This is a genomic window from Cellulosimicrobium sp. AB352 (assembly GCF_049538415.1).
In the GTDB taxonomy this organism is placed as follows: Bacteria; Actinomycetota; Actinomycetes; order Actinomycetales; family Cellulomonadaceae; genus Cellulosimicrobium; species Cellulosimicrobium funkei.
In genome coordinates this window covers 34,684-59,494 of record NZ_JBMVFX010000026.1, presented here as the reverse complement: position 1 = coordinate 59,494, position 24,811 = coordinate 34,684, and the positions used below count along the sequence as shown (strand labels likewise).

Here is a 24,811-nt window from a genome sequence, read left to right as displayed (position 1 = left end):
CCGGGGCCGCGTCCCGGGGGAGCGTCACGAGGCCCTCACGTGGATGACGTGCGCGACCTGGCGCAGCGGCTCGAGCCGCACGTACACGTCCTGCCCCCAGCCGTAGCTCTCGCCGGTCAGCTCGTCGTGCGCGACGAACGACGGCGCCCAGGGGTCCTGGCCGTCCGCGAGCGGGGGGAGGCCGAGGGCCGCGAGGTCCAGGTGCACGTTCGACTCCTGCGGGGAGTGGGGGTCGAGGTTCACCACGACCACGACCGTGTCCGCCTCGCCGGTCGGCGAGTGCTCGGCCGGCAGGTGGCGCGAGAACGCGAGCACCTGGTCGTTCGTCGTCGGGTGCACCGTGAGGTTGCGGAGCTGGCGCAGCGCGGGGTGGTCCCGGCGGATCTCGTTGAGCCGCGCCAGCAGCGTCGAGATGCCGATCTCGTCGGCGAGCGCCCAGTCGCGCGGCTTGTACTCGTACTTCTCGTTGTCGATCTGCTCCTCGACGCCCGGGCGCGGCACGTTCTCGACGAGCTCGTACCCGGAGTAGATCCCCCAGGTGGGGGCGCCGAGGGCGGCGAGCACCGCGCGCACGGCGAAGCCCGCCACGCCGCCGTGCTGGAGGTACGGCGGGAGGATGTCGTGGGTCGTGGGCCAGAAGCTCGGGCGCATGTAGGCGCCGGCCTCGCCCGAGACCTCGGTGAGGTACTCCGCGAGCTCGTCGCGCGTGTTGCGCCACGTGAAGTACGTGTACGACTGGTGGAACCCGATGCGCGCGAGGGTGTGCATCATCGCGGGCTTGGTGAACGCCTCGGAGAGGAACACGACCTCGGGGTTCGTCGCGCGCACCTCGGCGAGCAGCCACTCCCAGAAGTCCAGCGGCTTGGTGTGCGGGTTGTCGACGCGGAACGCGGTGACGCCGCGGTCGATCCACACGCGCACGACGCGCAGCACCTCGGCGTAGATGCCCTCGGGGTCGTTGTCGAAGTTGAGCGGGTAGATGTCCTGGTACTTCTTCGGCGGGTTCTCGGCGTAGGCGATGGAGCCGTCGGCGCGCGTCGTGAACCACTCGGGGTGCTCGGTGACCCACGGGTGGTCGGGCGAGCACTGCAGCGCGAGGTCGATCGCGACCTCCAGCCCGTGCCGCCGGGCCTCCTTGACGAACGCGCGGAACGTGCGCTCGCTGCCGAGCTCGGGGTGGATCGCGTCGTGGCCGCCGTCCTTCGAGCCGATGGCGTACGGGCTGCCCGGGTCGCCGGGGAGCGCGGTGAGGGAGTTGTTGCGGCCCTTGCGGTGCGTCGTGCCGATGGGGTGGACGGGGGTCAGGTAGACGACGTCGAAGCCCATCTCCGCGATCGCGGGCAGACGGCGCGCGGCCGCGGTGAACGTGCCCGAGCGCCAGCGCCCGTCCTTGAGCCGTCGGGCGCCCTCGGAGCGCGGGAACATCTCGTACCACGCGCCCGCGAGCGCGAGCGGGCGCTCGACGCGCAGCGGGTACGTGGCCGACGCCGTGACGTGGTCGCGCAGCGGGGCGCGCTCCAGGACGTCGCGCACCTCGGGCGACGTCGCGGCGACGAGCCGGGCCTCGGCGGGGCGGGTCGCGTCGGCGAGCGCGGCGAGCGCGTCGGCGAGCGTGCGCTCGTCCGCGGGGGTCCGGCGGCCGGGCGTGCCGTCGCGCCCGGGGAGGGGGACGGCGTCGGCGAGGACGCGCTCGAAGAGCCGCACGCCCTCGGCGAGCATGAGCTCGACGTCGACGCCCGCCGCGACCTTGACCGTCGCGTCGTGCGCCCACGTGCCGTACGGGTCGCTCCACGCCTCGATGCGCAGCGACCAGTCGCCGACCGCGTCCGGGTGGAGCGTGGCGCGGAACCGGTCGAGCCCGGGGGCGACGTCGACCATGGGTGCCGTGCGCTCGGTGCCGTCGGGCGCGACGAGGACGGCGGTCGCGGCGACGGCGTCGTGGCCCTCCCGGAAGACGGTCGCCTCGATCGGCACCATCTCGCCGACGACGGCCTTGGCGGGCCACCGGCCGCCCTCGACGACGGGCGACACCTCGAGCACGGGGATGCGTCCGACGGGTGCGGCGGGGGCGGGGGCGGGGGCGCCGCCTCGGGGGCGAGGGGCACCGGTGGCGCGGGGGCGGTGCGGCGCGAGGGCCGGAGGGGTCGACGTCACACGCACAACGTATCGAGGGGCACGGGGGCCAGGCACCTGGGGGAGGGGTCGGCGCGTCGCGCACGGGTCGCGCACGATACCCGGGTGAAATTTCATGCAAGCGTTACACGCAGGTTGCGGCGCGGGGGTGTGCACCGGCGCCAGGCTGCGTAGTCTCGTCCCCGTGAGAGCCATCCGACGGTTCACCGTCCGCACCCTGCTGCCCGCCGAGCTGCGCGACCTGGACGAGCTCGCGCACAACCTGCGCTGGTCCTGGCACGCGCCCACGCGCGACCTGTTCGCCGGTATCGACCCCGAGACGTGGGCGGCGGTCCACGGCGACCCCGTCGCGCTGCTCGGTGCGCTCGGTCCCGAGCGCCTCGCGGAGCTCGCCACCGACGGCGCGTTCGTCGAGCGCGTGCGGGCCGCGGCGGCCGACCTGCGCCACTACCTCGACGACGCGCTGTGGTACCAGCAGCGTGCCGCGGAGGCGTCGAAGAGCGGTGGCTCCCTGCCGGCCGCGATCGCGTACTTCTCGCCCGAGTTCGGCATCACGTCGGTGCTGCCCCAGTACTCCGGCGGCCTCGGCATCCTCGCGGGCGACCACCTGAAGAGCGCGAGCGACCTCGGCGTGCCGATCGTCGGCGTCGGGCTCCTCTACGGCGCCGGCTACTTCAAGCAGTCGCTCACGCGCGACGGCTGGCAGGTCGAGACGTACCCGCTCCTCGACCCGGACGGCCTGCCGCTCACCCTCCTGCGCGACGACGACGGCACGCCCGCGCGCGTCTCGCTCGCCCTGCCCGGGGGTCGCACGCTCCACGCGCACGTGTGGGTCGCGGCCGTCGGCCGCGTGCCGCTGCTCCTGCTCGACTCGAACGTGCCCGGCAACGACGAGGCCGCGCGCAAGGTGACCGACCGCCTCTACGGCGGCGGCGGCGAGCACCGCCTCCAGCAGGAGCTGCTGCTCGGCGTGGGCGGCGTGCGCGCGCTGCGCCTGTGGTCGCGCCTCACCGGCGCGCCGGAGCCCGAGGTCTACCACACCAACGAGGGCCACGCGGGGTTCCTCGGCGTCGAGCGCATCCGCGAGCTCGTCGAGCAGGGCCTCACGTTCGACGCGGCGCTCGAGGCCGTCCGCGCCGCGACGGTCTTCACGACGCACACGCCCGTGCCCGCCGGCATCGACCGGTTCGGCCGCGACCTCGTCACGCAGTACTTCGGCGGCGACATGGCGGTCGACGGCCTGCCCGTCGAGCGCGTCCTCGCCCTCGGGGCCGAGGACTACGACGGCGGCGACCCGACCGTGTTCAACATGGCCGTCATGGGCCTGCGCCTCGGCGGGCGGGCGAACGGCGTCTCCCTCCTGCACGGCGAGGTGTCGCGCGGCATGTTCGAGGGCCTGTGGCCGGGCTTCGACGCCCGCGAGGTCCCGATCACCTCGGTGACGAACGGCGTCCACTCGCCCACGTGGGTCGACCCGGCGCTCGCGGCCCTCGAGGCCGAGCGGCTCGGGCTCGACGAGCTCACGGCCGAGCACGCGTCGTCGCGCTGGCTGCGCGGCGACGGGGAGGGCGCCGTCGGCGACGGCGAGCTCTGGGCGATCCGCCGCGAGATGCGCGGCCGGCTCGTCGACGAGGCGCGCCGCCGCGTGCGCAAGTCCTGGCGCGAGCGCGGCGCGACCCCGGCGGAGCTCGGCTGGGTCGACGACGTCCTCTCGCCCGACGTCCTCACCATCGGGTTCGCGCGCCGCGTCCCCACGTACAAGCGGCTCACGCTCATGCTCCGCGACCCGGGGCGGCTCAAGGCGCTGCTGCTGCACCCCGAGCGCCCGGTCCAGCTCGTCGTGGCGGGCAAGTCGCACCCCGCCGACGACCAGGGCAAGCGGCTCATCCAGCAGCTCGTGCGCTTCACGGACGACCCCGAGGTGCGGCACCGCATCGTCTTCCTGCCCAACTACGACATCGCCATGGCGCAGTCGCTCTACCCGGGCTGCGACGTCTGGCTCAACAACCCGCTGCGCCCGCTCGAGGCGTCCGGGACGTCGGGCATGAAGTCGGCCCTCAACGGTGGCCTCAACCTGTCGATCCTCGACGGGTGGTGGGACGAGTGGTACGACGGCGAGAACGGCTGGGCCATCCCGACCGCCGACGGCGTCGAGGACGCGGACCGTCGCGACGACCTCGAGGCCGCCGCGCTCTACGACCTCGTCGAGCAGCAGGTCGCGCCCCGGTTCTACGACCGCGACGCCGACGGCGTGCCCGGCCGGTGGCTCGAGATGGTGCGGCACACGCTCGCGACGCTCGGCCCCAAGGTCCAGGCGACGCGCATGGTCGGCGAGTACGTCACGCGCCTGTACGCCCCGGCCGCCGCGGCCGGGCGCGCGCTGGCCGCCGACGGGCTCGCGCCCGCCCGGGAGCTCGCGCAGTGGAAGCACGCCGTGCGCGACGGCTGGTCGCGCGTGCGCGTCGACCACGTCGACTCGGCCGGCATCGGCGAGGTGCCGCAGGTCGGCGACCGCCTCACGGTCCGGGCGTACGTGTCGCTCGGCGACCTGCGCCCCGAGGACGTCCAGGTGCAGGTCGTGCACGGTCGCGTCAGCGAGGCCGACGTCATCGAGGAGTTCACGGCCGAGCCGCTCGCGCTCGCCGAGACGTACGAGGCCGGCCGCTACGCGTTCGCGGGCGAGGTCGTGCTCGACGCGTCCGGACCGTTCGGCTACACCGTCCGCGTCGTCCCGACCCACGACGGCCTCCCGAGCGTCGCCGAGCTGGGCCTCGTCACCAACGCCTGACACCCCCGCCGAGGTAGAGCCTCCGGTCGCGAGGTAGAACCCTGGAGGTTCTACCTCGCGACCGGAGGCTCTATCTCGCGGAATCGCGATGGGTGAAGGGCGCGAGGCGGACGGTTGACGGTCGTCCACAGATCCGCCGTCGCCCCTGGCCGACCCCACCGCGCTCGGCCAGTCTGAGCCCATGAGCGCGGACGGACGCGAGGTCGAGCACGCACGTCGGACGGTGAGCCGTCCCCGGAGCGCGGGGCACGCACCGGGACGAGCGGACGACGCGCGTGCCCCGGCGACGCTGCCGCCGGTCGTGCGGTTCTCGGTGGAGCGGCGCGCGGAGATCGCCGCCGCCGTCCGCAGCGGCACGCTCGTCCGGGTGCGTCAGGGTGACTACGTCGCCCCGCCTCCGCCCGCTGCCCCACCGGCGCAGCGGCGGCGGGAGGCCGTCGTCGCGCGTGCGGTCGCCCTCGCGGGACGGTTGACGACCGACTACTGGTTCAGCCACTCGACCGCGGCCGTGCTGCACGGCCTGTGGACCTGGCGCCTCGCGGACGAGGTCCACGTGACGCAGCTGGGCAACCCGTCCGTGCGCCGGTCCGACCCCGGGTTCCGCAGGCACTGGACGGCACTGCCCGAGAGAGATCGCGCCGAGCTCGGCGGCCTGCCGGTCACCTCGCTGGAGCGCACGATCGTCGACTGCGCCCGCTCCCTGAGCGCGACGTCAGGCATCGTGGTGGCGGACTCCGGGTTCCGTGCGGGGGCCGACGTACGGAGGGTCGAGGAGGTCCTGGAGGCGGCTGCCGGTGGGCGCGGCGTCCGGCGTGCGCGTCGGCTGCTCGCCGAGGCAGACGCCCGGTCGGAGTCGCCGGGCGAGAGCGTGGTCCGCTGGCTGGTGGTCGACGGAGGTCTCCCGCACCCCGAGCCGAACCACACGGCGACCACCTGGCGCGGCACGTACCGGCTGGACCTCGCGTGGACGACGTTCCGTGTGGCGGTGGAGTTCGACGGAGCCGTCAAGTACTCCGGCGGCGAGTACGGCGACCCGCGGGGCCGTCTGCTCGCGGAGAAGGCTCGGCACGACGCGCTGGTGGAAGCCGGCTGGCTCGTCCTGCGGGTGACGTGGGACGACCTCTCCGATCCCGACCTCCTCCTCGGCCGGATCCGGGCCGCGCTCGCGCGACGCGCCGCGAGATAGAGGCACCGGTCGCGAGGTAGAACGCACAGAGCTCTACCTCGAGCCCACAGCCTCTATCTCGCGGACGGGGGTGGGGCGAGGAGGTCGAGGTAGCGCGAGCGCGCGCGCAGCACGTCGGCGAGCTGGGTCTCGATGCCGTCCACGAACTCCTCGCGGTACACGGCGTCGACCTGCACGGAGATCGCGTAGTAGAGGCCGGTGAAGGTCGCGATCGCGACGGAGACGCGCAGCAGCGTCTGCGTCACGACGAGGTCCGCGCCGCCGACGCCACCCCCGCCGACGAGCGAGAGCGTGCGCTGCCAGGTGCCGCCGTCGACGTCCCACAGCGCCATGACCTCGGGGGTCACCGTGAGCGTCCCGAGCGCCATGAAGAACACGCCCATGCCGAGGCTCACGACGAGGACCTGGAGGAGCTGGCTCGTCGCGATCATCGTCGCGAGGTTCGCCGTCTGGCCGCGGCTGAAGCGCGCCGCACGCTCGTGCCCGGGGTGGCGGGCGACGGTCTCCGCGAGCGCCTCGCGGGCCTCGGCCGGCGAGCGCAGCCCGACGAACAGTACGACGAGCAGCGCGAAGAACGCGCCGAGCACGAGGTCGGCGACGCCGTGCGTGCGGTCGAACACCTGCCACACCTCGGCGTTGTAGAACAGCACGAGGGAGAACACGAGCAGCAGCGGCAGCAGGCGCACGAGCCGCAGCAGGGCGGCGCCGAGCTCGTCGGTGACGCGCGCGAGCCCCCACCACAGGGACGACAGCACGCCGTACCCGACGACGACCCGCACGACCCCGAGCAGCACGAGGTTGCCGACGACGGTGAGCAGGGCGTCGCCCCACTGCCCGCCGAACACGACCGGCAGGAGGGCGGGCACGAGCACGAAGAACGCGAGCTCGGGGACGCCGACGGACTGGGGGAGCGTGGACCACGGCCGGCCGCGTACCACGTTGAGCCCTGCGTACGCGCCCGCGACGAGGGCCGCTGCGCCGAGGAGCGCGAGCGCGTTCGCCCACGCGGGCCAGCCCGAGCGCACCGCCCCGGAGAGCTCGGCGAGCAGCACGACGAGCAGGAACGGCGCCGACCGCCCGAACACGTCGCGGTCGAGCGAGTGCCCCTCGACGAGCAGCGGCAGACCGTTGCGGCGGAACAGGCGCTCGCACGCGGCGGTGTCGAGGTGGTCGACCGCCGCGGGGGCGCCGGGCGCGGGGGCCGGGGACGCGTCGTCGGGCACGGTCATGGTCGCCGACCCTACCCGGGTCAGCCCAGGTCGGCGGCGACCGCGCGGCCCGCGACACGGCCGGAGTAGAGGCACCCGCCGAGGAACGTCCCCTCGAGCGCGCGGTGGCCGTGCACGCCGCCCCCGCCGAACCCGGCCGCCTCGCCCGCGGCCCAGAGCCCGGGCAGCACGGACCCGTCCGCGCGCAGCACCCGCGCGGAGGTGTCCGTCCACAGGCCGCCGAGCGTCTTGCGCGTCAGCACGGAGAGGCGGACGGCGAGCAGCGGCCCGTCCTTCGGCGTCGTCAGGGGCCGTGGCGGCGACACGCGGATGAGGCGGTCGACGCGGTAGCGGCGCGCCATCGCCGTCGCGACGACCTGCGGGTCCTTGCCCAGCCCCGTGCGGACCTGCTCGTCGCGCAGGCGGACGACGCGCGCCAGGGCCGCCGGGTCGACGTGCCCGCGCGAGCCCGGCGTGGCCTCGACGAGCGCGTTCATCCGGGCGGCGAGCTCCTCGGGGGTGTCGGCCCATACGAACTCCGGCGACTGCTCGGCGAACCGTGCGACCGGTCCGACGGCGCCGGGCAGCACCCGCTGGGCGAGGAGCCGCACGTCCTTGCCCGTGAGGTCGGGGTTCTGCTCCGAGCCGGACAGCGCGAACTCCGACTCCATGATCGCCTTGTTGAGCACGAACCAGGAGTGGTCGTCGCCGCGCTCGGTGACGTGCTGGAGCGCGCCGAGGGCGTCGAAGCCGGGGAACAGCGGGGCGGGCAGCCGGTTGCCGTCGGCGTCGAGCCACAGCGAGCTCGGTCCCGGCAGGATGCGGATCCCGTGGTCCGTCCAGACCGGCGAGTGGTTCGCGATCCCCTCCGGGTAGTGCCACATGCGGTCCTCGTGCACGAGGGCCGCGCCCGCGTCGGCGGCGACGCCGATCATGAGCCCGTCGGTCGAGTCGGGCACTCCGGAGAGCATGCGTGCGGGGAGCCGGCCCGCCGTCTGCGGCCAGCGCGAGCGCACGAGCTCGTGGTTCGCGCCGATGCCGCCCGAGGTCACGACGACGGCGCTCGCCGCGATCTCGACCTCCCCGACGACGTCGCGCGAGGACGGCACCCCGCGCCCGGCGTCCGACGGCGCGAGCACCTGCGCGCGCACGCCCGTCACCGCGCCGTCGGTCACGACGAGCGACGTGACCCGGTGCCGGAACCGGACGTCGAGCAGGCCCGCGGCGCGCGCGTCCAGGGCGGCGCGGACGAACGGCTCGAGGATGCCGGGGCCGGTGCCCCACGTGACGTGGAAGCGGGGCACGGAGTTGCCGTGCGCGCCGGCGGCGGACCCGTCGGCGCCCGAGCGCACCGGGTACCCGCCGCGCTCCGCCCACTGCACGAGCGGGAACCACCGCACGCCCTTGTCGTGCAGCCAGCCGCGCATCTCCCCGGCGGCGAAGTCGACGAAGCCCTGCGCCCACGCGTAGCCGTGGCGGTCGGGCCCCTCGCCGCGGTCCGCGCCGGGCGCGAACTGCGCGGACCCGAGCCAGTCGTCGAACGCGAGCTCGGCGGAGTCCGTAACGCCCATGCGCCGCTGCTCGGGAGAGCCGACGAGGAAGAGCCCGCCGAACGACCACCACGCCTGGCCGCCCAGGCTCGCCGCCGGTTCCTGGTCGAGCAGGACCACCCGGCGACCCGCGGCCGTGAGCTCGGTCGCCGCGACGAGACCGGAGAGCCCGGCCCCCACGACGACGACCTCGGGGTCCTCGATCGTGGGAGAGGTGGGGGAGGAGTCGACCGCGCTGTCACTCATGCGGGAAGAGTAGAGCACGTGTCCAGACCTCGGCGGGCAGGGGCGACCACGGCTCTACCTCGCGAGACCACGGCTCTACCTCGGGAGACCTGGGCTCTCCCTCTGCGGGGTGGGGGACACGTACACGCGCAGGCTCAGCGCCTCGAGCCCGACGACGTCGCCCGGGCGGGCGGCGCTCTCGCCCGGGGAGCGGTCCGGGTCGTCCGGGTGCTCCCAGTCGGAGTCCCACACGAGCTCCCAGCGCTCGGGCTCGCCGCCCGCGGCGGCCCGCAGACCCGGGAGCGTCACGTCGACCGGGTCGAGCGCCCCGGTGAGCACGACGAGCACGTCGGCGTCGCCCGGCTCCGGGGCGGTCCGCAGCATCTGGAGCGTCCGGACGCCCGGGTCGTGCCACGCCCCGTGGTCCAGCGGTCCGCCGTCGGCGTCGAACCACGCCAGGTCGGGCACCGCCGTCGGGAGGGGGCCCTGGCCGCTGCCGGCCGCCGTGCCCGCCCCGGTGCCGCCCTCTCCACCGGCCGCCGTGCCGGCTGCCGCACCCGCCTCGGTGCCGCCTTCCCCACCGGTCCCCGTGCCGGCTGCCGCACCAGCCCCCGCACCGGACGCCGCGCCGCCGGGGCCGTCCGGCTCCGCCGGGCGCGGGCGGCCGGTGAAGAACGCGTCGGGGCGCAGCGCGGCGTGCTCGCGCCGCAGCGCGAGGAGGTGGCGCGCGGTGGCGAGCAGGTCCTTGCGCCACGGGGACAGGTCCCACGACACCCAGGACGTCTCGTCGTCCTGCACGTAGGCGTTGTTGTTGCCGCGCTGGGTGCGGCCCATCTCGTCGCCCGCGGTGATCATCGGGGTGCCCGCGGCGAGCACGAGCGTCGCGAGGAGGTTGCGGATCGAACGGCGCCGCAGCGGGGCGATCTCGACGCCGAGCCCGTCGAGCACGCCGCCCGCGGTGGCGTCCGGGGTGACCGGGCCCTCGAGCCCGTGGTTCCAGGACCGGTTGTCGTCCGTGCCGTCCCGGTTGTTCTCGCCGTTCGCGAGGTTGTGCTTGTGGTCGTAGGCCACGAGGTCGGCGAGCGTGAAGCCGTCGTGCGCGGTCACGTAGCTCACCGACGCGACCGGCCCGCGCACGAGCGGCGGGTCCGAGTGGCCGAACAGGTCGGCCGACCCCGCGAGGCGCGTCGCGAGGTCGCGCACGCCGTGCCCCGGGCGCCCGTGCGACGCCTCGCGCGCGTCCGCGAGCCAGAACTGGCGGGCCGCGTCGCGGAACCGGTCGTTCCACTCCGCGAGCGGCGGCGGGAACTGGCCGGTGCGCCAGCCCCCGGGGCCCACGTCCCACGGCTCGGCGACGAGCTTGAGCCCGCACAGCACCGGGTCGGTCTGGAGCGCGACGAGGAACGGGTGGTCCGGGTCGAACCCGGTCGCGCCGCGGCCCAGCGTCACGGCGAGGTCGAACCGGAAGCCGTCGACCCCGACGACCTCGGCCCAGTACCGCAGCGAGTCGAGCGCGGCCCGCACGACCGCGGGGCGGCGGAAGTCGAGCGAGTTGCCCGTCCCGGTGACGTCCGCGAGGCGCGCGGGCGTGCCGCCGTCGTGCAGGTAGTACCCGGCGTTGTCGAGGCCGCGCCACGACAGGTGGTACCCGTCAGCCCCGCCCTCGCACGTGTGGTTGTGCACGACGTCGAGCAGGACCTCGATCCCCGCCTCGTGCAGCAGGTGCACCATGCCGCGCACCTCGTCGAGCACGGCGGCCGGCCCGGCGTCCTGCGCGGCGCGCGTCGCGTACGCGGCGTGGGGCGCGAAGAACCCGAGCGTCGAGTAGCCCCAGTAGTTCGTGCGGCCGCTCGCGAGCAGGTGCGGCTCCGGCACGTTCGCGTGCACGGGGAGCAGCTCGACGGTGGTCACGCCGAGGCTCCGCAGGTGCTCGATCGCCACCGGGTGCGCGACGCCCGCGTACGTGCCGCGCAGGTGCTCGGGCAGCGCCTCCAGGCGCTGCGTGAGCCCGCGCACGTGCGCCTCGTAGACCACCGTGTCGCGCCACGGGACGCGGGGGCGGGGAGCGAGCGTCCCGGCCGGCTCGGCGACCACGACGGCGTGCGGGACGAACGGCAGCGAGTCGCGCGGGTCGGGCGGGCCGTACGGGTCGTCGCCGACCTGGCCGCGGATCGCCGGGTCGTCGACGAGCTCGCCGACGAGGCCCCGCGCGTACGGGTCGACGAGCAGCTTCGCGGGGTTGTGGCGCAGCCCGGCCGCGGGCTCCCACGGGCCGTGGACGCGGAAGCCGTAGCGCTGGCCGGGGCGGACGCCCGGGACGTGCGCGTGCCAGACGCCGTAGGCCGGCCCGGCGAGCGGGACCCGGCGCTCGCGGTAGCGCGCCGGGTCGTGCGCGGGCAGCGCCGGGTCGACGACGTCCACGAGGCACAGCTCGACGGCGGTCGCGTGCGACGCGAGCACGGCGACGTCGACGCCGTCCCCGGCGGGGCGCACCCCGAGCGGCGGGACGAGGGCGTGCCGGTCGACGCTCCCGGGCGCGGTCGGCGGGGCGGGTCTCGGGTCGGGCGACGGCTCGTGCACCCGTCCATTGTGGCGGGTGTCACCGGCTCCTCCGGTCGCCCGCCGGTAGGCTTCGGCGGAGCGGGCCGGGTACCTCTCCGGCCGACCGCCCAGCGCACAGGGAGAGCAGCCGATGCGGATCGTCGTCGCCGTGAAGTACGTCCCGGACATCCACGCCGACCGGGGCTTCGAGGACGGCCGCGTGGTGCGCCGGGCCGACGAGGGCACGCTCAACGAGCTCGACGAGAACGCGGTCGAGGCCGCGCTGCGCCTCAAGGAGGCGCTGCCGGAGGCGGAGCGCGAGACCAGCGAGGTGGTCGTGCTCACCGTCGCGGGGCCGGACGCCGACGGCGCCGTGCGCCGCTCGTTCCAGCTCGGCGCGGACCGCGGCGTGCGCGTGAGCGACGACGCGATCGCGGGCTCCGACTACTTCGGCACCGCGCGCGTGCTCGCCGCCGCGGTGCGCCGCCTCGCGGACGAGGCCCCGGTGGACGTCGTCGTCACGGGCATGGCCGCGCTCGACGGCCTGGGCTCCGTCGTCCCGGCGCTCCTGTCGGCCGAGCTCGGCCTGCCGCAGCTCACGCTGGCCGGGAAGCTCGAGGTCGAGGGCGAGCCGGGCGCGCGCACCGCGCGCGTCACGCGCGAGCTCGACGGCGTCGAGGAGGTCCTCGAGGCGCCGCTGCCCGCCGTCGTGTCGGTCACCGACCACGCGAACGACCCGCGCATGCCCAACTTCAAGCTCATCATGGCGGCGCGCACGCGCCCCGTGGAGGCGTGGAGCCTCGCCGACCTCGGCGTCGACGCGGCGCTCGTCGGCGACGCCGGAGCCCGCACGCGCGTGCTCGACGCGTCGCCGCGGCCGCCGCGCCCCGACGCCGAGATCGTCGTCGACAAGGGCGAGGGCGGCCGCGCCCTCGCCGAGTTCCTCATCCGCAACGACCTGGTCTGAGAGGCGTCCGCACATGAGCACCCCCGGGGCCCGTACCGTCCTCGTCCTCCTCGACTCCGCGGCCACCGAGCTGCGGACGCCCGTGCTGGAGCTGATCACCCTCGGCCGCGCGCTCGGGCGCGTGGAGGCCGTCGCGCTCGAGGCGCCGAGCGTCGGCGTCCTCGCCCAGCTCGGCGCGCACGGCGTCGCGCTCGTGCGCCAGGCCGAGCCGTCGTCGGGCGGGGAGGTCGTCACCGGCGACGCGCTGCACCTGACGCCCGTCGTCGCCGAGGTCCTCGCCGCCGCCGCGCGCGCGTCGCACGCCGACGCCGTCCTGCTGGCGTCGTCGTTCCCGAACAAGGAGGCCGCGGCGCGCCTCGCGTTCCTCACGGGCGCCGGCCTCGTCGTCGACGCCTCCGCGCTGCACGACGACGGCACCCACCTCGTGGCCGACAAGCGCGTCTTCGCGGGCTCGTGGGACGTGCGCAGCGAGATCCTCACCGACCCGGCGGTGCTGACGCTCCGCGCGAACTCGGTCGTGCCGCAGCCGGCGGACGCCGCCGTCGCGACCGAGGTCGAGGCGCTGCGCGTCGAGCTGACGCCGGCGGCGACCGCGGCGCGCGTCGTGTCCCGCACGGTCGACGCGTCCGCGGGCGCGGGGCGCCCCGCGCTCGGGGAGGCCGCGATCGTCGTGGCCGGGGGCCGTGGCACGAACGGCGACTTCGGCCCCGTGGTCGAGCTCGCCGACGCGCTCGGCGCCGCCGTGGGCGCGACGCGCGACGCCGTCTACGAGGGCTGGCACGACCAGTTCGTCGGGCAGACGGGCGTCACCGTGGCGCCGCGCCTGTACATCGGCGCGGGCATCTCGGGCGCTCCGCACCACCGCGGCGGCATGCAGGCCTCGCAGGTGATCGTCGCGGTGAACAACGACCCGGAGTGCCCGCTGTTCGAGATCTCGGACTTCGCGGTCGTCGGCGACCTCGCGGACGTGCTGCCGCAGGCGGCCGAGGTGCTGCGCGAGCACCGGGCGTCGCAGGGCTGAGCACCCGGCCGGCGCCGAGAGTTCACCCGGTGTCCTCCGGGCGGTGGCCGGCCGGTCATCGATCGTTCCTAGCGTCGGGCCGACTCCCCGGTGACGGGGAGGCCCCCCGACCCGTGGAGACGACCGATGACGATCACGCCTGCCCCTGAGCATCGCCGCCTGCTCTCCGTCGCGCCGCACGCGCGCGGCAAGCGCAGCCCCGTCACCTGCCGGCTGAAGTGCGCGGACGCGTGCTCGCACCCGGTCCCCAACGAGAGCGCGAACGAGACGTTCCGCGACGTGGTCGCGGGCGCGCTGTCGCGCCGCGCGCTGCTCGGCGGGCTCGCGGTGGGAGCCGCGGCCGTCGTGCTCGGCGCGCAGACCGTCGCCGCGCCGCCCGCCGCCGCCCAGGGCGTCGTGGCGCACGGCGGCCACGGCGGTGGCCGCCCGCAGAAGGGCCTCGCTTTCGGCGCGATCTCGCCCCAGCCCGCGACGCGCGACGCGCTCGTCGTCCCCGAGGGCTACCGGTGGCGCCCGGTGATCCGCTGGGGCGACCCGATCCTGCGCGGCGGTGCGCCGTTCGACGTCTCGCGCCAGACCCCGGAGCAGCAGGCGCGGCAGTTCGGCTACAACAACGACTACCTCGACATCCTGCCGTTCGAGCGCCAGCACGCCCTCGCCGGCGGCCGTGGCGCGGGCAAGGGGCCGGGCCGGGGGACGCGCGGGCTGCTCGTCGCGAACCACGAGTACACGAACCCGGCGATCATGTTCGACGCCTCGTACGACGCCCCGACCCGCCGCGCGATCGAGCGCGCGGCGCACGGCATGTCCGTCGTCGAGGTGCGCCGTCGTCGGACCGGGACGCCGTGGGACTACGTGGCCGACAGCCGGTACAACCGCCGCGTGCACCTGACGACCGAGTTCCGCCTCACCGGGCCCGTCGCGGGGTCGGACCTCGTCAGGACGGTCGCCGACCCGTCGGGCACGCGCGTGCTCGGCACGCTCAACAACTGCGCGGGCGGCACGACCCCGTGGGGCACCGTGCTCTCGGGCGAGGAGAACTACAACGGCTACTTCCGCACGTCGGGCACGGGTCACGACGCGCGCTACGGCCTGCGCGACGCCGCGACCGGGTACGGGTGGGAGCTCGACGACCCGCGGTTCGACGCCCGCAACCCCGGGTACGAGAACGAGCCGAACCGGTTCGGCTGGATCGTCGAGATCGACCCGTACGCGCCCGACGAGCCGCCGGTGAAGCACACCGCGCTCGGCCGGTTCAAGCACGAGGGCGCCAACGTGATCCTCTCGCGCCGGGGGAACGCGGTCGCGTACATGGGCGACGACGAGCGCTTCGACTACGTGTACAAGTTCGTCTCGTCGCGCACGATGCGCCCGGGGAACAGCGAGGGCGCGCGCCGCCACAACAAGACGCTGCTCACCGAGGGCTCGCTGTACGTCGCGCGGTTCCGCGGCGACTCGCCGGCGTCCGAGATCGACGGCTCGGGCGCGGTGCCGTCCGACGGCGCGTTCGACGGCCGGGGCGAGTGGGTCCCGCTCGTCGTCGACGGGCGCAGCGAGGTCGAGGGCATGAGCGTCGAGGAGGTGCTCGTCTACACGCGCGTCGCGGCCGACAAGGTCGGGGCGACGAAGATGGACCGCCCCGAGGACGTCGAGCCCAACCCGGTCACGGGTCGCGTCTACGTCGCGTGCACCAACAACACCGCGCGCGGGCCGGCGGCGGCCGAGGCCGCGACCGAGCCGAACCCGCGCAACACCAACCGCGACGGGCACGTCGTGGAGATCGTCGAGGACCGCGACGACGCCGCGTCGCTGACCTTCCGCTGGAACCTGCTGCTCGTCGCGGGCGACCCCGCGACGAACACCTCCACCTACTTCTCGGGCTACCCGAAGGAGAAGGTCTCCCCGATCTCGTGCCCGGACAACCTCGCGTTCGACGCCGAGGGCAACCTGTGGATCTCGACCGACGGCCAGCCGAGCACGATCCAGAAGTGCGACGGCCTGTTCAAGGTCACGCTCGACGGCCGCGAGCGCGGGCGGGTCGAGCAGTTCCTCTCGGTGCCGCGCGGCGCCGAGACGTGCGGGCCCGTCGTGGACTCGGCGGACCGCATGGTCTACGTCGCGGTGCAGCACCCCGGCGAGGACGGGACGTTCGACGCGCAGCTGTCGCACTTCCCGGACTACCTCACGCCGGGCGCCCCGGTGCCGCCGGGAGCCTTCGCCGGGCCGCGGCCCGCGGTCGTGCAGGTCTGGCAGGACTGACGCCCGGGCCCCACGCCACGACGGCCCCGGCGCCACGACGGCGCCGGGGCCGTCACGCGCTCAGAGCCCGAGCTGCTCCAGCCACGCGACGGCCGCGACGCCCTGGGCGCGCTGGAACGGTCGCAGGCGAGGGATGGTCGGGATCGCGGGCTGCCGCGCGGAGTGCAGAAAGTACCCGGCGATCCCCGCGACGACGGCGCGCAGGTCCGTGGGGTGCACGTCCTGGCCGAGCGGGTGCGCGGCGAACGTCGCAGCCGCCCAGGCGCCCCCGCGTGCGCGTCGCGCCGGGTCGGCGCTCACGGTGACGGGCTCGCACACCTCCCGGACGCCCTGCATGACGACGCTCGGCAGGAGCATCGCGAGGTCGAGCCACGCGGCGCCGCGCGACGCGTACGGCCAGTCGACGAGGTACACCTTCTCCGGGGTCAGCAGCACGTTGTCGGCGCGCAGGTCGCCGTGCACGAAGGACTCGCCCTCGCACGCGACGAGCGCCCCGCGCTCGGCCTCCGCGAGCGCGTCGAGGTGCGCCGCGGCCCAGGGCACGAGCGTGGCGAGGCCGGGGTCGGGGTGCGCGCGCAGGGCCCGCCAGCCGGTCGCCATGTCGGCGAAGTCGGGGCCGGTCGGCGGCAGGCGCATCGCCCGGGCGCCGGGCACGGACGCGACGCGGACGAGCGCCGCGAGCACGCGGTCGAGCTCGTGCGGGTCCCACGGCGTGCCGGGCGAGCGCCCGTCGACCGCCTCGTACGCGAGCGCGACCCAGTCGCCGTCGCCGTGGCCCCAGGCGAAGCGCGGCGCCGGGACCGCGCGGGGCAGCCGCGTCGCGACCTTCGCCTCGGCGCGGTGCAGGTCGGCGGTCACGGGCTCGTCGGCGGTCCGTGCGGCCTTGACGAAGAGGCGGCTGCCGTCGTCGAGCGTGAGGACGGACGCGAGCCCCGGGCTGAAACCGGCCGGGACCGAGCGCTCGTGCACGACCCTGCCCCCGGCGACCGCCTCCAGCTCGTCGCGCAGCGCGAGCGGCAGGTCGGCCCAGAGCAGGCGCCGGCCGCCCGAGGCGACCGGGACGTCCCCGGCGGCCTCGACGGCGGGCGGCGCGACGTCGTCGGGCATCGAGAGGCCACTTCCCCTGTCGGTGGCTGGACGGTCCCGCCCGCGGCACGTTCCCGTCCCGCGGCGACGTGTGGCGCGCGACGGCGGTCCTGCGACCGGGCGAGCGCCCGGCGACGGCCGGGCGTAGATGTCCCACAACCTAGCGCTTTCCGCCGGGATGTCCAGCGCCGCCCACCCCTCGGACCACGAGCGCGGCCCTGCGGTTCGTAGACTGGGTGACCGTGACCCTTGCTCCCGGCCCCGCGACCGGCGCCCGCCCCGGCGCGCACGGCGGGCCGACCCCCGTCCCCGTGACGGCGTACCTCGACCACGCCGCCACGACGCCGCTGTCCCCGGCGGCGCGCGACGCGTTCGTCGACGAGCTGACCCGCACGGGCAACCCGTCGTCGCTGCATGCCGCGGGGCGCGCCGCGCGGCGCACGGTCGAGGAGGCGCGCGAGTCGGTCGCCGCCGCGCTCGGCGCGCGACCGAGCGAGGTCGTCTTCACGGCGGGCGGCACGGAGGCCGACAACCTCGCGGTCAAGGGCCTGTTCTGGGGCCGGCGCACCACCGACCCGCGCCGGCGGCGCATCGTCGTGTCCGCCGTCGAGCACCACGCGGTGCTCGACCCCGCGTTCTGGATGGCGGAGCACGCGGGCGCCGAGATCGTCCTGCTGCCCGTGGACGCCGAGGGGCGCGTGGACCTCGCCGCCCTGCGCACCGAGATCACGGAGCACGCGGACGAGATCGCCCTGATCTCCGTCATGTGGGCCAACAACGAGGTGGGGACGCTGCAGCCCGTGCCGGAGGTCGTGCAGCTCGCGCGGCCGCACGGCATCCCGGTGCACTCCGACGCCGTGCAGGCCGTCGGGCAGGTGCCGGTCGACTTCGCCGCGAGCGGCCTCGACGCGATGACCGTCTCCGGGCACAAGCTCGGCGGCCCGGTCGGCGTCGGCGCGCTCGTCGCCCGGCGCGACGCCCCGCTCACGCCCGTGCTGCACGGCGGCGGCCAGGAGCGCGGCGTGCGCTCGGGGACGCTCGACGCCCCCGCGATCCGCGCGTTCGGCGTCGCGGTCACCGAGGCGGTCGCGCACCGGGCCGAGCGGGCCGCGCACCTCGCCGCGCTGCGCGACGAGCTCGTCGCGGGCGTGCGCGAGCGCGTCCCGGACGCCGACCTCAGCGGGCCCGAGCCCGGCGCGCACGACGACGTCGTCCGGCTTCCCGGCAACGCGCACTTCACCTTCCCCGGGGCCGAGGGCGACTCCCTGCTCTACCTGCTCGACTCCGCGGGCGTGCAGGCCTCGACCGGCTCGGCGTGCCAGGCCGGCGTGCCGCAGCCGTCGCACGTCCTGCTCGCCATGGGCGTCCCCGAGGCGGACGCGCGGGGTGCCCTCCGCTTCTCGCTCGGCGTGACGTCGACGCGCGACGACGTCGCGCGCCTCCTCGACGCCCTGCCCCGAGCCGTCGAGCGCGCCCGGGCCGCGGGCCTCGCGTCGAGCCCGGCGCGCACGCGCGTCACGAGCCGCACGGGAGGCGCCGCGTGAGGGTCCTGGCCGCCATGTCGGGCGGCGTCGACTCGGCCGTCGCCGCGGCGCTCGCGGTCGAGGCCGGGCACGAGGTGGTCGGCGTGCACATGGCGCTCTCGCGCGACCGCGACCAGTTCCGCACCGGCTCGCGCGGGTGCTGCTCGATCGAGGACGCGGGGGACGCGCGCCGCGCGGCCGACGTGCTCGGCATCCCGTACTACGTGTGGGACCTCTCCGAGCGGTTCGAGGACACGGTGGTCGCCGACTTCCTCGCGGAGTACGAGGCCGGGCGCACGCCCAACCCGTGCGTGCGCTGCAACGAGCACATCAAGTTCGAGGCGCTGCTCGACAAGGCGACGGCGCTCGGGTTCGACGCCGTCGCGACGGGCCACTACGCGCGCGTCGAGACGCGCGAGGTCCCCGACGCGTCCGCGCCGGACGGGGTGCGCACGGTGCGCGAGCTGCACCGCTCCCCGAACGCGGCGAAGGACCAGTCGTACGTCCTCGCGGTCATGGGTCCCGAGCGGCTCGCGCGGGCGGTCTTCCCGCTCGGCGGCTTCGCGTCCAAGGACGAGGTCCGCGCCGAGGCCGCGCGGCGCGGCCTGTCGGTCTCCGCGAAGCCCGACTCCTACGACATCTGCTTCGTCGCCGACGGCGACACCCAGGGCTTCCTGCGCGCGCGCCTCGGCGCGCGGCCGGGCGAGATCGTCGACGCGGAGGGCACGGTGCTCGGCGAGCACGAGGGCGCCTACGCGTACACGGTCGGGCAGCGCAAGGGGCTCGGGATCGACCGCCCCGCGCCCGACGGCCGCCCGCGCTACGTGCTCGACGTCCAGCCCGCGAGCAACCGGGTGGTCGTCGGCCCGGCCGAGCTGCTGAGCGTCGACCGGATCGAGGCGGGGTCCGCCGTCTGGTTCGACGACGCGCGCCCGCCCGCGGGCGAGGCGGCCGACGTCGAGGTGCAGGTGCGTGCGCACGGTGCGCCCGTCCCCGCGCGCGTGCGCGCCTTCCCCGACGGGTCGATCGAGGTCGAGCTCACCGGCACGCCGCTCCGGGGCGTCGCGGCCGGTCAGTCGCTCGTCGTCTACGCCGGCACGCGCGTGCTCGGGCAGGGCACGGTCGACCGGGCGTACCGGGCCGGGCGAGGCTCCGGCGCCCCGCGCGAGCCGGAGGCTCAGCCGACGCCGACGGCCGCCGGGTGAGCGAGCGCCCGCACGAGCGCCGACTCGTCGCGCACGCACCAGTGCTCGGCCGCGCGTCCCTCGGCGAAGCGGAGCACGTGCATCTCGCGGACGCGGAACCGGCGGCCCGTCGGCGCGACGCCGCGGAAGTAGCCGGTGTGCCGCGCGCTGAGCTCGACGTGCAGCGCCACGAGGTCGCCCTCCGCGACCGCGTGCAGCACCTCGACGTGCTGGTCCTCGAACGCGTCCGCGTACCAGTGCATGGTCGCGACGAGGCCCTCGTCGCCGCCGTCGCCGCCCGGTGCCGCGTCGTGGTTGCGGAAGCCCGGCGCGAGCAGCGCCGCGACGGCGTCGGCGTGGTTGCCCGGGATCGCGTGCGTGTGCACGGCGACGGCGGCGGCCTTGTTCTCGTGCGTGCCCATGGCGGGGTCCTTCCGCGGGACGGCCGTGCGGCCCCCGGACCCCGGCGGGGTCGCGGCACGGCTCGGTGTTCCGGTGTGCTCCTGGAGAGAGGTGGACGGCACGTGGTTCGTGACGAGGTGCGCGGTCTCCCGCGCGAGGCGGCCCCCGGGGGTGCGGCATGACCGCGGTGAGCGGGCTCGGGCCGTGGCCCGGCGGAGAGGGCGCGGACGTCCTCGAGGCGCAGCTCACGGTGCTCGGCGACCTCGCCGCCGTGCCGACGGGCGTGCGGGGAGTGCCGTTCCTCGTCCAGCTCCCGGGCCGCGGGCCCGGCGCCGACGCGACGGGGCGGACGGCGGCGCTGCTGCCCGGGCTGCCCGTCGAGCTCGGCCCCCACGGCTGGAAGCTCGCGGACCACGGCGGCGCGGACCTGCGCCGCGCGGAGGCGTACCTGCGCGAGGACGTGGAGGCGCTCACCATCGCGGGCGCCGGGTACGCGGGGCCGCTCGCCGTCACGGTCACCGGGCCGTGGACGCTCGCCGCCGAGGTGTACCTCGCGCGCGGCGACCGCGTGTTGTCCGACCGCGGCGCGGTGCGCGAGGTCGTCGAGGCGCTCGCCGCGGGCGTGACCGAGCACGTCGCGCAGGTGCGCCGTCAGGTCCCGGGGGCGGACGTCGTCGTGCAGGTGGACGAGCCGCTGCTCGCGCAGGTGGGCGCGGGCGTGCTGCCCACGTTCTCGGGCTACTCGCGCCTGCGCGCCGTCCCCGGCCCGGACCTCGTGGACGGGCTGCGCCCGGTGCTCGACGCCGCGCGCGCCGCGTCCGCGTCGACGGTCGTCCACGTGGGCCCCGCCTGGGTGGGCGTCGCGCCTGTCGTCCTCGCGGGCGCCGACGCGGTCGGCCTGACGCTCGGCGCCTGGGACGAGCGGTCCTGGGAGACGGTCGCGCGCGCGGTCGAGCGGGGCGTACGCCTCTGGGCCGCGCTGCCGCCCGCGAAGGTCTCGCAGTGCGCCGGGCCGGCGCTGGGTGAGCTCGCCGACCTCGTCAGCGTGCCGTGGCGCCGCATCGGGCTCGGGCTGCCCGCGCTCGACGACGTGACGCTCCTCGGTGCGCCGCGGTCCGGCGTCGGCGGCGGGCCCGGTCGCGGGGTCGCCGGCACGCCCGACGAGCACCGCGCGCTGCTCGCGAACCTCGGCCGCGTCGCCGACGTCCTGGCCGAGCGCGCCCACGCCTGAGCGTCGCCCGGACACGCCCTGAGCGCTTTCCGCGCACGCCTCCGGGTGCGTACGCTTGACCTCGCGCGACGGTCACGACGGCGACGTGCGGACGGCCGTCCCGCGGCCTCCGGACGGCGCGGGAACGGCCGGGCGCAGACCCTCGTCCCCCCACCGCGAAGGATCTCCATGCCCGTCCTGCGAGCCGTGCTGTTCGACCTCGACGGCGTCCTCACGCCGACCGCCGAGCTCCACATGCGCGCCTGGGAACGGCTGTTCGCGCCCTACTGCGCCGCGCACGGCCTCGCCCCGTACACCGCCGCGGACTACTTCGCGTCGATCGACGGGAAGCCCCGGTACGACGGCGTCGCGACGTTCCTCGCGTCGCGGGGCGTCACGCTGCCGCGCGGCGAGGTCACGGACGCGCCGGGGGAGTCCACCGTGTGCGCGCTCGGCAACCGCAAGGACGAGATCGTCAACCGCATGTTCGCCGAGGAGGGCATCGCGCCGTACCCGGGCTCGGTCCGGTTCCTCGACGCCGTGACCGCGGCGGGCGCGGCGGTCGCCGTCGTGTCGTCGTCGCGCAACACGCCCGCCGTCCTCGCGGCGGCCGGGCTCACGCACCGGTTCGCGGTCGTCGTGGACGGGAACGTCGCGGCGCGCGAGCACGTCGCCGGCAAGCCCGCACCGGACACGTACCTGTACGCGGCGCAGCTGCTGGACGTCCCCGCCGCGGAGGCCGTCGTGGTCGAGGACGCGCTCTCGGGCGTGCAGGCCGGCGCGGCCGGCGGGTTCGGTCTGGTGCTCGGCGTCGACCGCGGGGTGGGCGCGGACGCGCTGCTCGCGCACGGGGCCGACGTCGTCGTGGCCGACCTCGGCGAGCTCGACGCGACGGTCCTCGACCGTCCGCGCGCGGCGACCGCCGACGTCGCCCGTCCCGCCGTCACCGGCCCCGCCGACGAGGAGGCGGGCGCGTGATCCGCCGGACCGCCGACGAGCGCGGCACCGTCGACCGCCTGCGTTTCCCGGCCGACCCGTGGCGGCTCGTCGAGTCGCAGTTCTCCGCGGAGGACCTGGGCGTCACCGAGACGCTGTTCGCCGTCGCGAACGGCTACCTCGGCATGCGCGGCAACGTCGAGGAGGGCCGCGAGTCCCACTCGCACGGCACGTTCGTCAACGGCTTCCACGAGACCTGGCCCATCCGGCACGCGGAGGAGGCGTACGGCTTCGCGCGCGTCGGGCAGACGATCGTCAACGTCCCGGACGCCAAGGTCATCCGCCTCTACGTGGACGACGAGCCTCTCCTGCTGCCCGTCGCGGACCTCATCGACTACGAGCGCTCGCTCGACCTCCAGGACGGCGTCCTGCGGCGCGAGCTGCTGTGGCGCACGCCGTCGGGCAAGCGCGTGCAGATCCGCTCGCAGCGCGTGGTGTCGTTCGTCGAGCGCCACCTCGCGGTCATGACGTTCGAGGTCACGCTCCTCGACGCGGCCGCGCCCGTCGCGATCTCGTCCCAGATCCTCAACCGCCAGGACGGCCAGGACGAGTACCACGTCCGGTCCGCGTCGCTGGGGGAGGGTTTCGACCCGCGCAAGACGAACCAGTTCACCGGCCGGGTGCTGCAGCCGCAGACGCAGTTCGGCGACGACGAGCGCCTCGTGCTGTCCTACCGCTGCACCAACTCCGGCATGACGCTCGCCGTCGCGGCCGACGACCTGCTCGAGACCGAGAACGAGTGGGACGTGCGCACGCTCGCCGAGGACGACCTCGCGAAGCACGTGTTCCGCGTGCACGCCGAGCCCGGGCGGCCCATCCGGCTCACCAAGCTCGTCGCGTACCACACGTCGCGCGGCGTGCCGTCGCGCGAGCTCGTCGACCGCTGCCGGCGCACGCTCGACCGGGCGCGCGAGACCGGCGTCGAGGCCCAGCTCGCGCTCCAGCGCGAGTGGCTCGACGACTTCTGGGCCCGCTCCGACGTCGAGATCCCCGGCCAGCCGGGCGTCCAGCAGGCCGTGCGCTGGAACCTGTTCCAGCTCGCGCAGGCCACGGCGCGCGCCGAGGGCAACGGCGTCCCCGCGAAGGGCCTCACCGGCTCCGGGTACAGCGGGCACTACTTCTGGGACACCGAGATCTACGTCCTGCCGTTCCTCACGTACACGAGCCCGCGGTACGCGCGCAACGCGCTGCGCTTCCGCTACCAGATGCTCGACGCCGCCCGGCGCCGCGCCGCGGAGCTGTCGCAGAAGGGCGCGCTCTTCCCCTGGCGCACGATCAACGGCGAGGAGGCGTCCGCCTACTACGCGGCCGGGACGGCGCAGTACCACATCGACGCCGACGTGAGCTACGCGCTCGTGCAGTACGTGCGCGCGACGGGCGACGAGGACTTCCTGCGCCGCGAGGCCGCCGACATCCTCGTCGAGACCGCGCGCATGTGGGAGGACCTCGGCTTCTGGCGCGCCAACGGCGACGACAACTTCCACATCCACGGCGTCACCGGGCCGGACGAGTACACGACCGTCGTCAACGACAACCTCTTCACGAACGTCATGGCGCGCTTCAACCTTCGCGCCGCGGCGTACGTCGTCGAGCGCATGAAGGCCGACCACCCCGAGGACTACGCGCGTCTCGTGGACCGGCTCTCGCTCGGCGCGTACGAGGCCGCGGAGTGGGTCCGCGCGGCCGACCACATGTCGATCCCGTACGCCGAGAGCATCGGCATCCATCCGCAGGACTCGCACTTCCTCGAGCGCGAGATCTGGGACCTCGCGCACACGCCCGAGGACAAGCGGCCCCTCCTGCTGCACTACCACCCGCTCGTCATCTACCGCTACCAGGTGCTCAAGCAGGCCGACGTCGTGCTCGCGCTGTTCCTCCAGGGGCAGCACTTCAGCGCCGAGGAGAAGCTCGCCGACTTCGAGTACTACGACCCGTTGACCACGGGCGACTCGACGCTCTCGGGCGTCGTGCAGTCCATCGTCGCGGCCGAGGTGGGGTACCACGAGCTCGCGCTCGAGTACTTCGTGTCGTCGATCTTCGTCGACCTCGCGAACCTGCACGCCAACGCGTCCGACGGCGTGCACGTCGCGTCCGCGGGCGGCACGTGGTCCGCGCTCGCGTACGGGTTCGGCGGCATGCGCGACTCCGAGGGCGACCTCACGTTCGACCCGCGCCTGCCCCAGGAGTGGGAGTCGCTCACGTTCCGCGTGCAGTGGCGCGGCTCGCGGCTGCGCGTCACCGTGCTGCCCGACGCGATCGAGCTCGACGCCGAGACCGGCGACGGCGCGCAGGTCGTCGTGCGGGGCGAGCAGGTGAAGGTCGTCCCGGGCGAGGTCGCGCGCGTCGCGCTCGACGGCCAGGGCCCGGTCAGGCCGGGCCGCCCGAGCCTGCGCGCCCTCTCCGGCAACCGCCGCGAGGACGGCACCCTCATCACCGCGACGGTGCCGCACTCCTGAGGCCCGCCCGCACCTCGCCGACCAGGTGGTCCTGGCGCGTCCGGTCTCGCGGACGCGCCAGGACCACCTGCTCGGC

Annotated in this window: 16 protein-coding genes; 10 read left to right on the top strand and 6 right to left on the bottom strand. The window is 75.5% G+C overall.

The genetic code is table 11. The annotated features are described in order from the left end of the window. Window positions 1-24 precede the first annotated feature (24 nt). Complete coding sequence (locus ACPCUX_RS16540) at window positions 25-2,154, bottom strand: maltotransferase domain-containing protein (protein ID WP_423389196.1); 2,130 nt, start codon at window positions 2,152-2,154, stop codon at window positions 25-27. A 163-nt stretch (window positions 2,155-2,317) separates the two neighbouring features. Here ACPCUX_RS16540 and glgP point away from each other — a divergent pair, with 163 nt between their 5' ends. Both glgP and ACPCUX_RS16530 read left to right on the top strand, forming a co-directional pair. Continuing rightward, window positions 2,318-4,921 (top strand): alpha-glucan family phosphorylase, encoded by a 2,604-nt coding sequence (glgP, locus tag ACPCUX_RS16535; RefSeq protein ID WP_423389195.1) that lies wholly within the window; start codon window positions 2,318-2,320, stop codon window positions 4,919-4,921. Window positions 4,922-5,102: 181 nt separating this feature from the next. Continuing rightward, entirely contained in the window at window positions 5,103-6,107 is a 1,005-nt protein-coding gene (locus ACPCUX_RS16530; RefSeq protein WP_423389194.1) for a hypothetical protein, read from the top strand. Window positions 6,108-6,160: 53 nt separating this feature from the next. Here ACPCUX_RS16530 and ACPCUX_RS16525 read toward each other — a convergent pair whose 3' ends face one another. The 3 genes from ACPCUX_RS16525 to glgX all read right to left on the bottom strand — a co-directional run bounded on the left by ACPCUX_RS16525 (window position 6,161) and on the right by glgX (window position 11,670). Further along, the gene (locus ACPCUX_RS16525) at window positions 6,161-7,336 is read right to left on the bottom strand and encodes a hypothetical protein (protein WP_423389193.1); all 1,176 of its coding nucleotides are present in this window, start codon (window positions 7,334-7,336) and stop codon (window positions 6,161-6,163) included. A gap of 20 nt (window positions 7,337-7,356) precedes the next feature. Next, window positions 7,357-9,111 carry an FAD-binding dehydrogenase gene (locus ACPCUX_RS16520; protein ID WP_144681017.1) on the bottom strand — a complete coding sequence of 585 codons (1,755 nt, stop codon included), beginning with the start codon at window positions 9,109-9,111 and terminating at the stop codon, window positions 7,357-7,359. A gap of 75 nt (window positions 9,112-9,186) precedes the next feature. Further along, window positions 9,187-11,670, bottom strand: coding sequence for a glycogen debranching protein GlgX (gene glgX / locus ACPCUX_RS16515; protein WP_423389192.1), 2,484 nt, complete (start codon window positions 11,668-11,670; stop codon window positions 9,187-9,189). Window positions 11,671-11,782: 112 nt separating this feature from the next. On the opposite strand from glgX, the gene ACPCUX_RS16510 reads away from it, so the two are divergent. From ACPCUX_RS16510 to ACPCUX_RS16500, 3 genes are all read left to right on the top strand, one after another. Next, entirely contained in the window at window positions 11,783-12,598 is an 816-nt protein-coding gene (locus ACPCUX_RS16510; RefSeq protein ID WP_034655378.1) for an electron transfer flavoprotein subunit beta/FixA family protein, read from the top strand. Window positions 12,599-12,611: 13 nt separating this feature from the next. Continuing rightward, entirely contained in the window at window positions 12,612-13,619 is a 1,008-nt protein-coding gene (locus ACPCUX_RS16505; RefSeq protein ID WP_423389191.1) for an electron transfer flavoprotein subunit alpha/FixB family protein, read from the top strand. A 126-nt stretch (window positions 13,620-13,745) separates the two neighbouring features. After that, on the top strand, window positions 13,746-15,878 hold the full coding sequence (locus ACPCUX_RS16500) for a PhoX family protein (protein WP_423389190.1): 2,133 nt from the start codon (window positions 13,746-13,748) through the stop codon (window positions 15,876-15,878). Window positions 15,879-15,938: 60 nt separating this feature from the next. Here ACPCUX_RS16500 and ACPCUX_RS16495 read toward each other — a convergent pair whose 3' ends face one another. Then, a complete protein-coding gene (locus ACPCUX_RS16495) occupies window positions 15,939-16,985 on the bottom strand; it encodes an aminoglycoside phosphotransferase family protein (RefSeq protein ID WP_423389189.1) in 1,047 nt (348 codons plus the stop codon). Window positions 16,986-17,275: 290 nt separating this feature from the next. On the opposite strand from ACPCUX_RS16495, the gene ACPCUX_RS16490 reads away from it, so the two are divergent. Further along, window positions 17,276-18,508 (top strand): cysteine desulfurase family protein, encoded by a 1,233-nt coding sequence (locus tag ACPCUX_RS16490; protein ID WP_137281261.1) that lies wholly within the window; start codon window positions 17,276-17,278, stop codon window positions 18,506-18,508. After that, complete coding sequence (gene mnmA, locus ACPCUX_RS16485; RefSeq protein ID WP_137281229.1) at window positions 18,505-19,692, top strand: tRNA 2-thiouridine(34) synthase MnmA; 1,188 nt, start codon at window positions 18,505-18,507, stop codon at window positions 19,690-19,692. Before ACPCUX_RS16490 ends, mnmA begins: the two co-directional genes overlap by 4 nt. Here the strand turns inward: mnmA and ACPCUX_RS16480 are convergent. Next, window positions 19,665-20,093: an ester cyclase gene (locus ACPCUX_RS16480; RefSeq protein WP_085387582.1), complete on the bottom strand. Its 429-nt coding sequence runs from the start codon at window positions 20,091-20,093 to the stop codon at window positions 19,665-19,667. The genes mnmA and ACPCUX_RS16480 overlap by 28 nt on opposite strands. 158 nt (window positions 20,094-20,251) lie before the next feature. Here ACPCUX_RS16480 and ACPCUX_RS16475 point away from each other — a divergent pair, with 158 nt between their 5' ends. From ACPCUX_RS16475 to ACPCUX_RS16465, 3 genes are all read left to right on the top strand, one after another. Further along, window positions 20,252-21,304 carry a hypothetical protein gene (locus ACPCUX_RS16475; protein ID WP_085387583.1) on the top strand — a complete coding sequence of 351 codons (1,053 nt, stop codon included), beginning with the start codon at window positions 20,252-20,254 and terminating at the stop codon, window positions 21,302-21,304. Window positions 21,305-21,472: 168 nt separating this feature from the next. Next, window positions 21,473-22,261, top strand: a complete 789-nt coding sequence (locus tag ACPCUX_RS16470) for an HAD family hydrolase (protein WP_051876909.1) — start codon at window positions 21,473-21,475, stop codon at window positions 22,259-22,261. After that, complete coding sequence (locus ACPCUX_RS16465; protein WP_423389188.1) at window positions 22,258-24,735, top strand: glycoside hydrolase family 65 protein; 2,478 nt, start codon at window positions 22,258-22,260, stop codon at window positions 24,733-24,735. Before ACPCUX_RS16470 ends, ACPCUX_RS16465 begins: the two co-directional genes overlap by 4 nt. Window positions 24,736-24,811 lie beyond the last annotated feature (76 nt).

Coding starts and splice junctions, on each gene's coding strand:
- ACPCUX_RS16530 (WP_423389194.1), top strand. CDS start 5,103: ATGAGCGCGGACGGACGCGAGGTCGAGCACGCACGTCGGACGGTGAGC.
- ACPCUX_RS16525 (WP_423389193.1), bottom strand. CDS start 7,336: ATGACCGTGCCCGACGACGCGTCCCCGGCCCCCGCGCCCGGCGCCCCC.
- ACPCUX_RS16520 (WP_144681017.1), bottom strand. CDS start 9,111: ATGAGTGACAGCGCGGTCGACTCCTCCCCCACCTCTCCCACGATCGAG.
- ACPCUX_RS16510 (WP_034655378.1), top strand. CDS start 11,783: ATGCGGATCGTCGTCGCCGTGAAGTACGTCCCGGACATCCACGCCGAC.
- ACPCUX_RS16505 (WP_423389191.1), top strand. CDS start 12,612: ATGAGCACCCCCGGGGCCCGTACCGTCCTCGTCCTCCTCGACTCCGCG.
- ACPCUX_RS16500 (WP_423389190.1), top strand. CDS start 13,746: ATGACGATCACGCCTGCCCCTGAGCATCGCCGCCTGCTCTCCGTCGCG.
- ACPCUX_RS16495 (WP_423389189.1), bottom strand. CDS start 16,985: ATGCCCGACGACGTCGCGCCGCCCGCCGTCGAGGCCGCCGGGGACGTC.
- ACPCUX_RS16480 (WP_085387582.1), bottom strand. CDS start 20,093: ATGGGCACGCACGAGAACAAGGCCGCCGCCGTCGCCGTGCACACGCAC.
- ACPCUX_RS16475 (WP_085387583.1), top strand. CDS start 20,252: ATGACCGCGGTGAGCGGGCTCGGGCCGTGGCCCGGCGGAGAGGGCGCG.
- ACPCUX_RS16470 (WP_051876909.1), top strand. CDS start 21,473: ATGCCCGTCCTGCGAGCCGTGCTGTTCGACCTCGACGGCGTCCTCACG.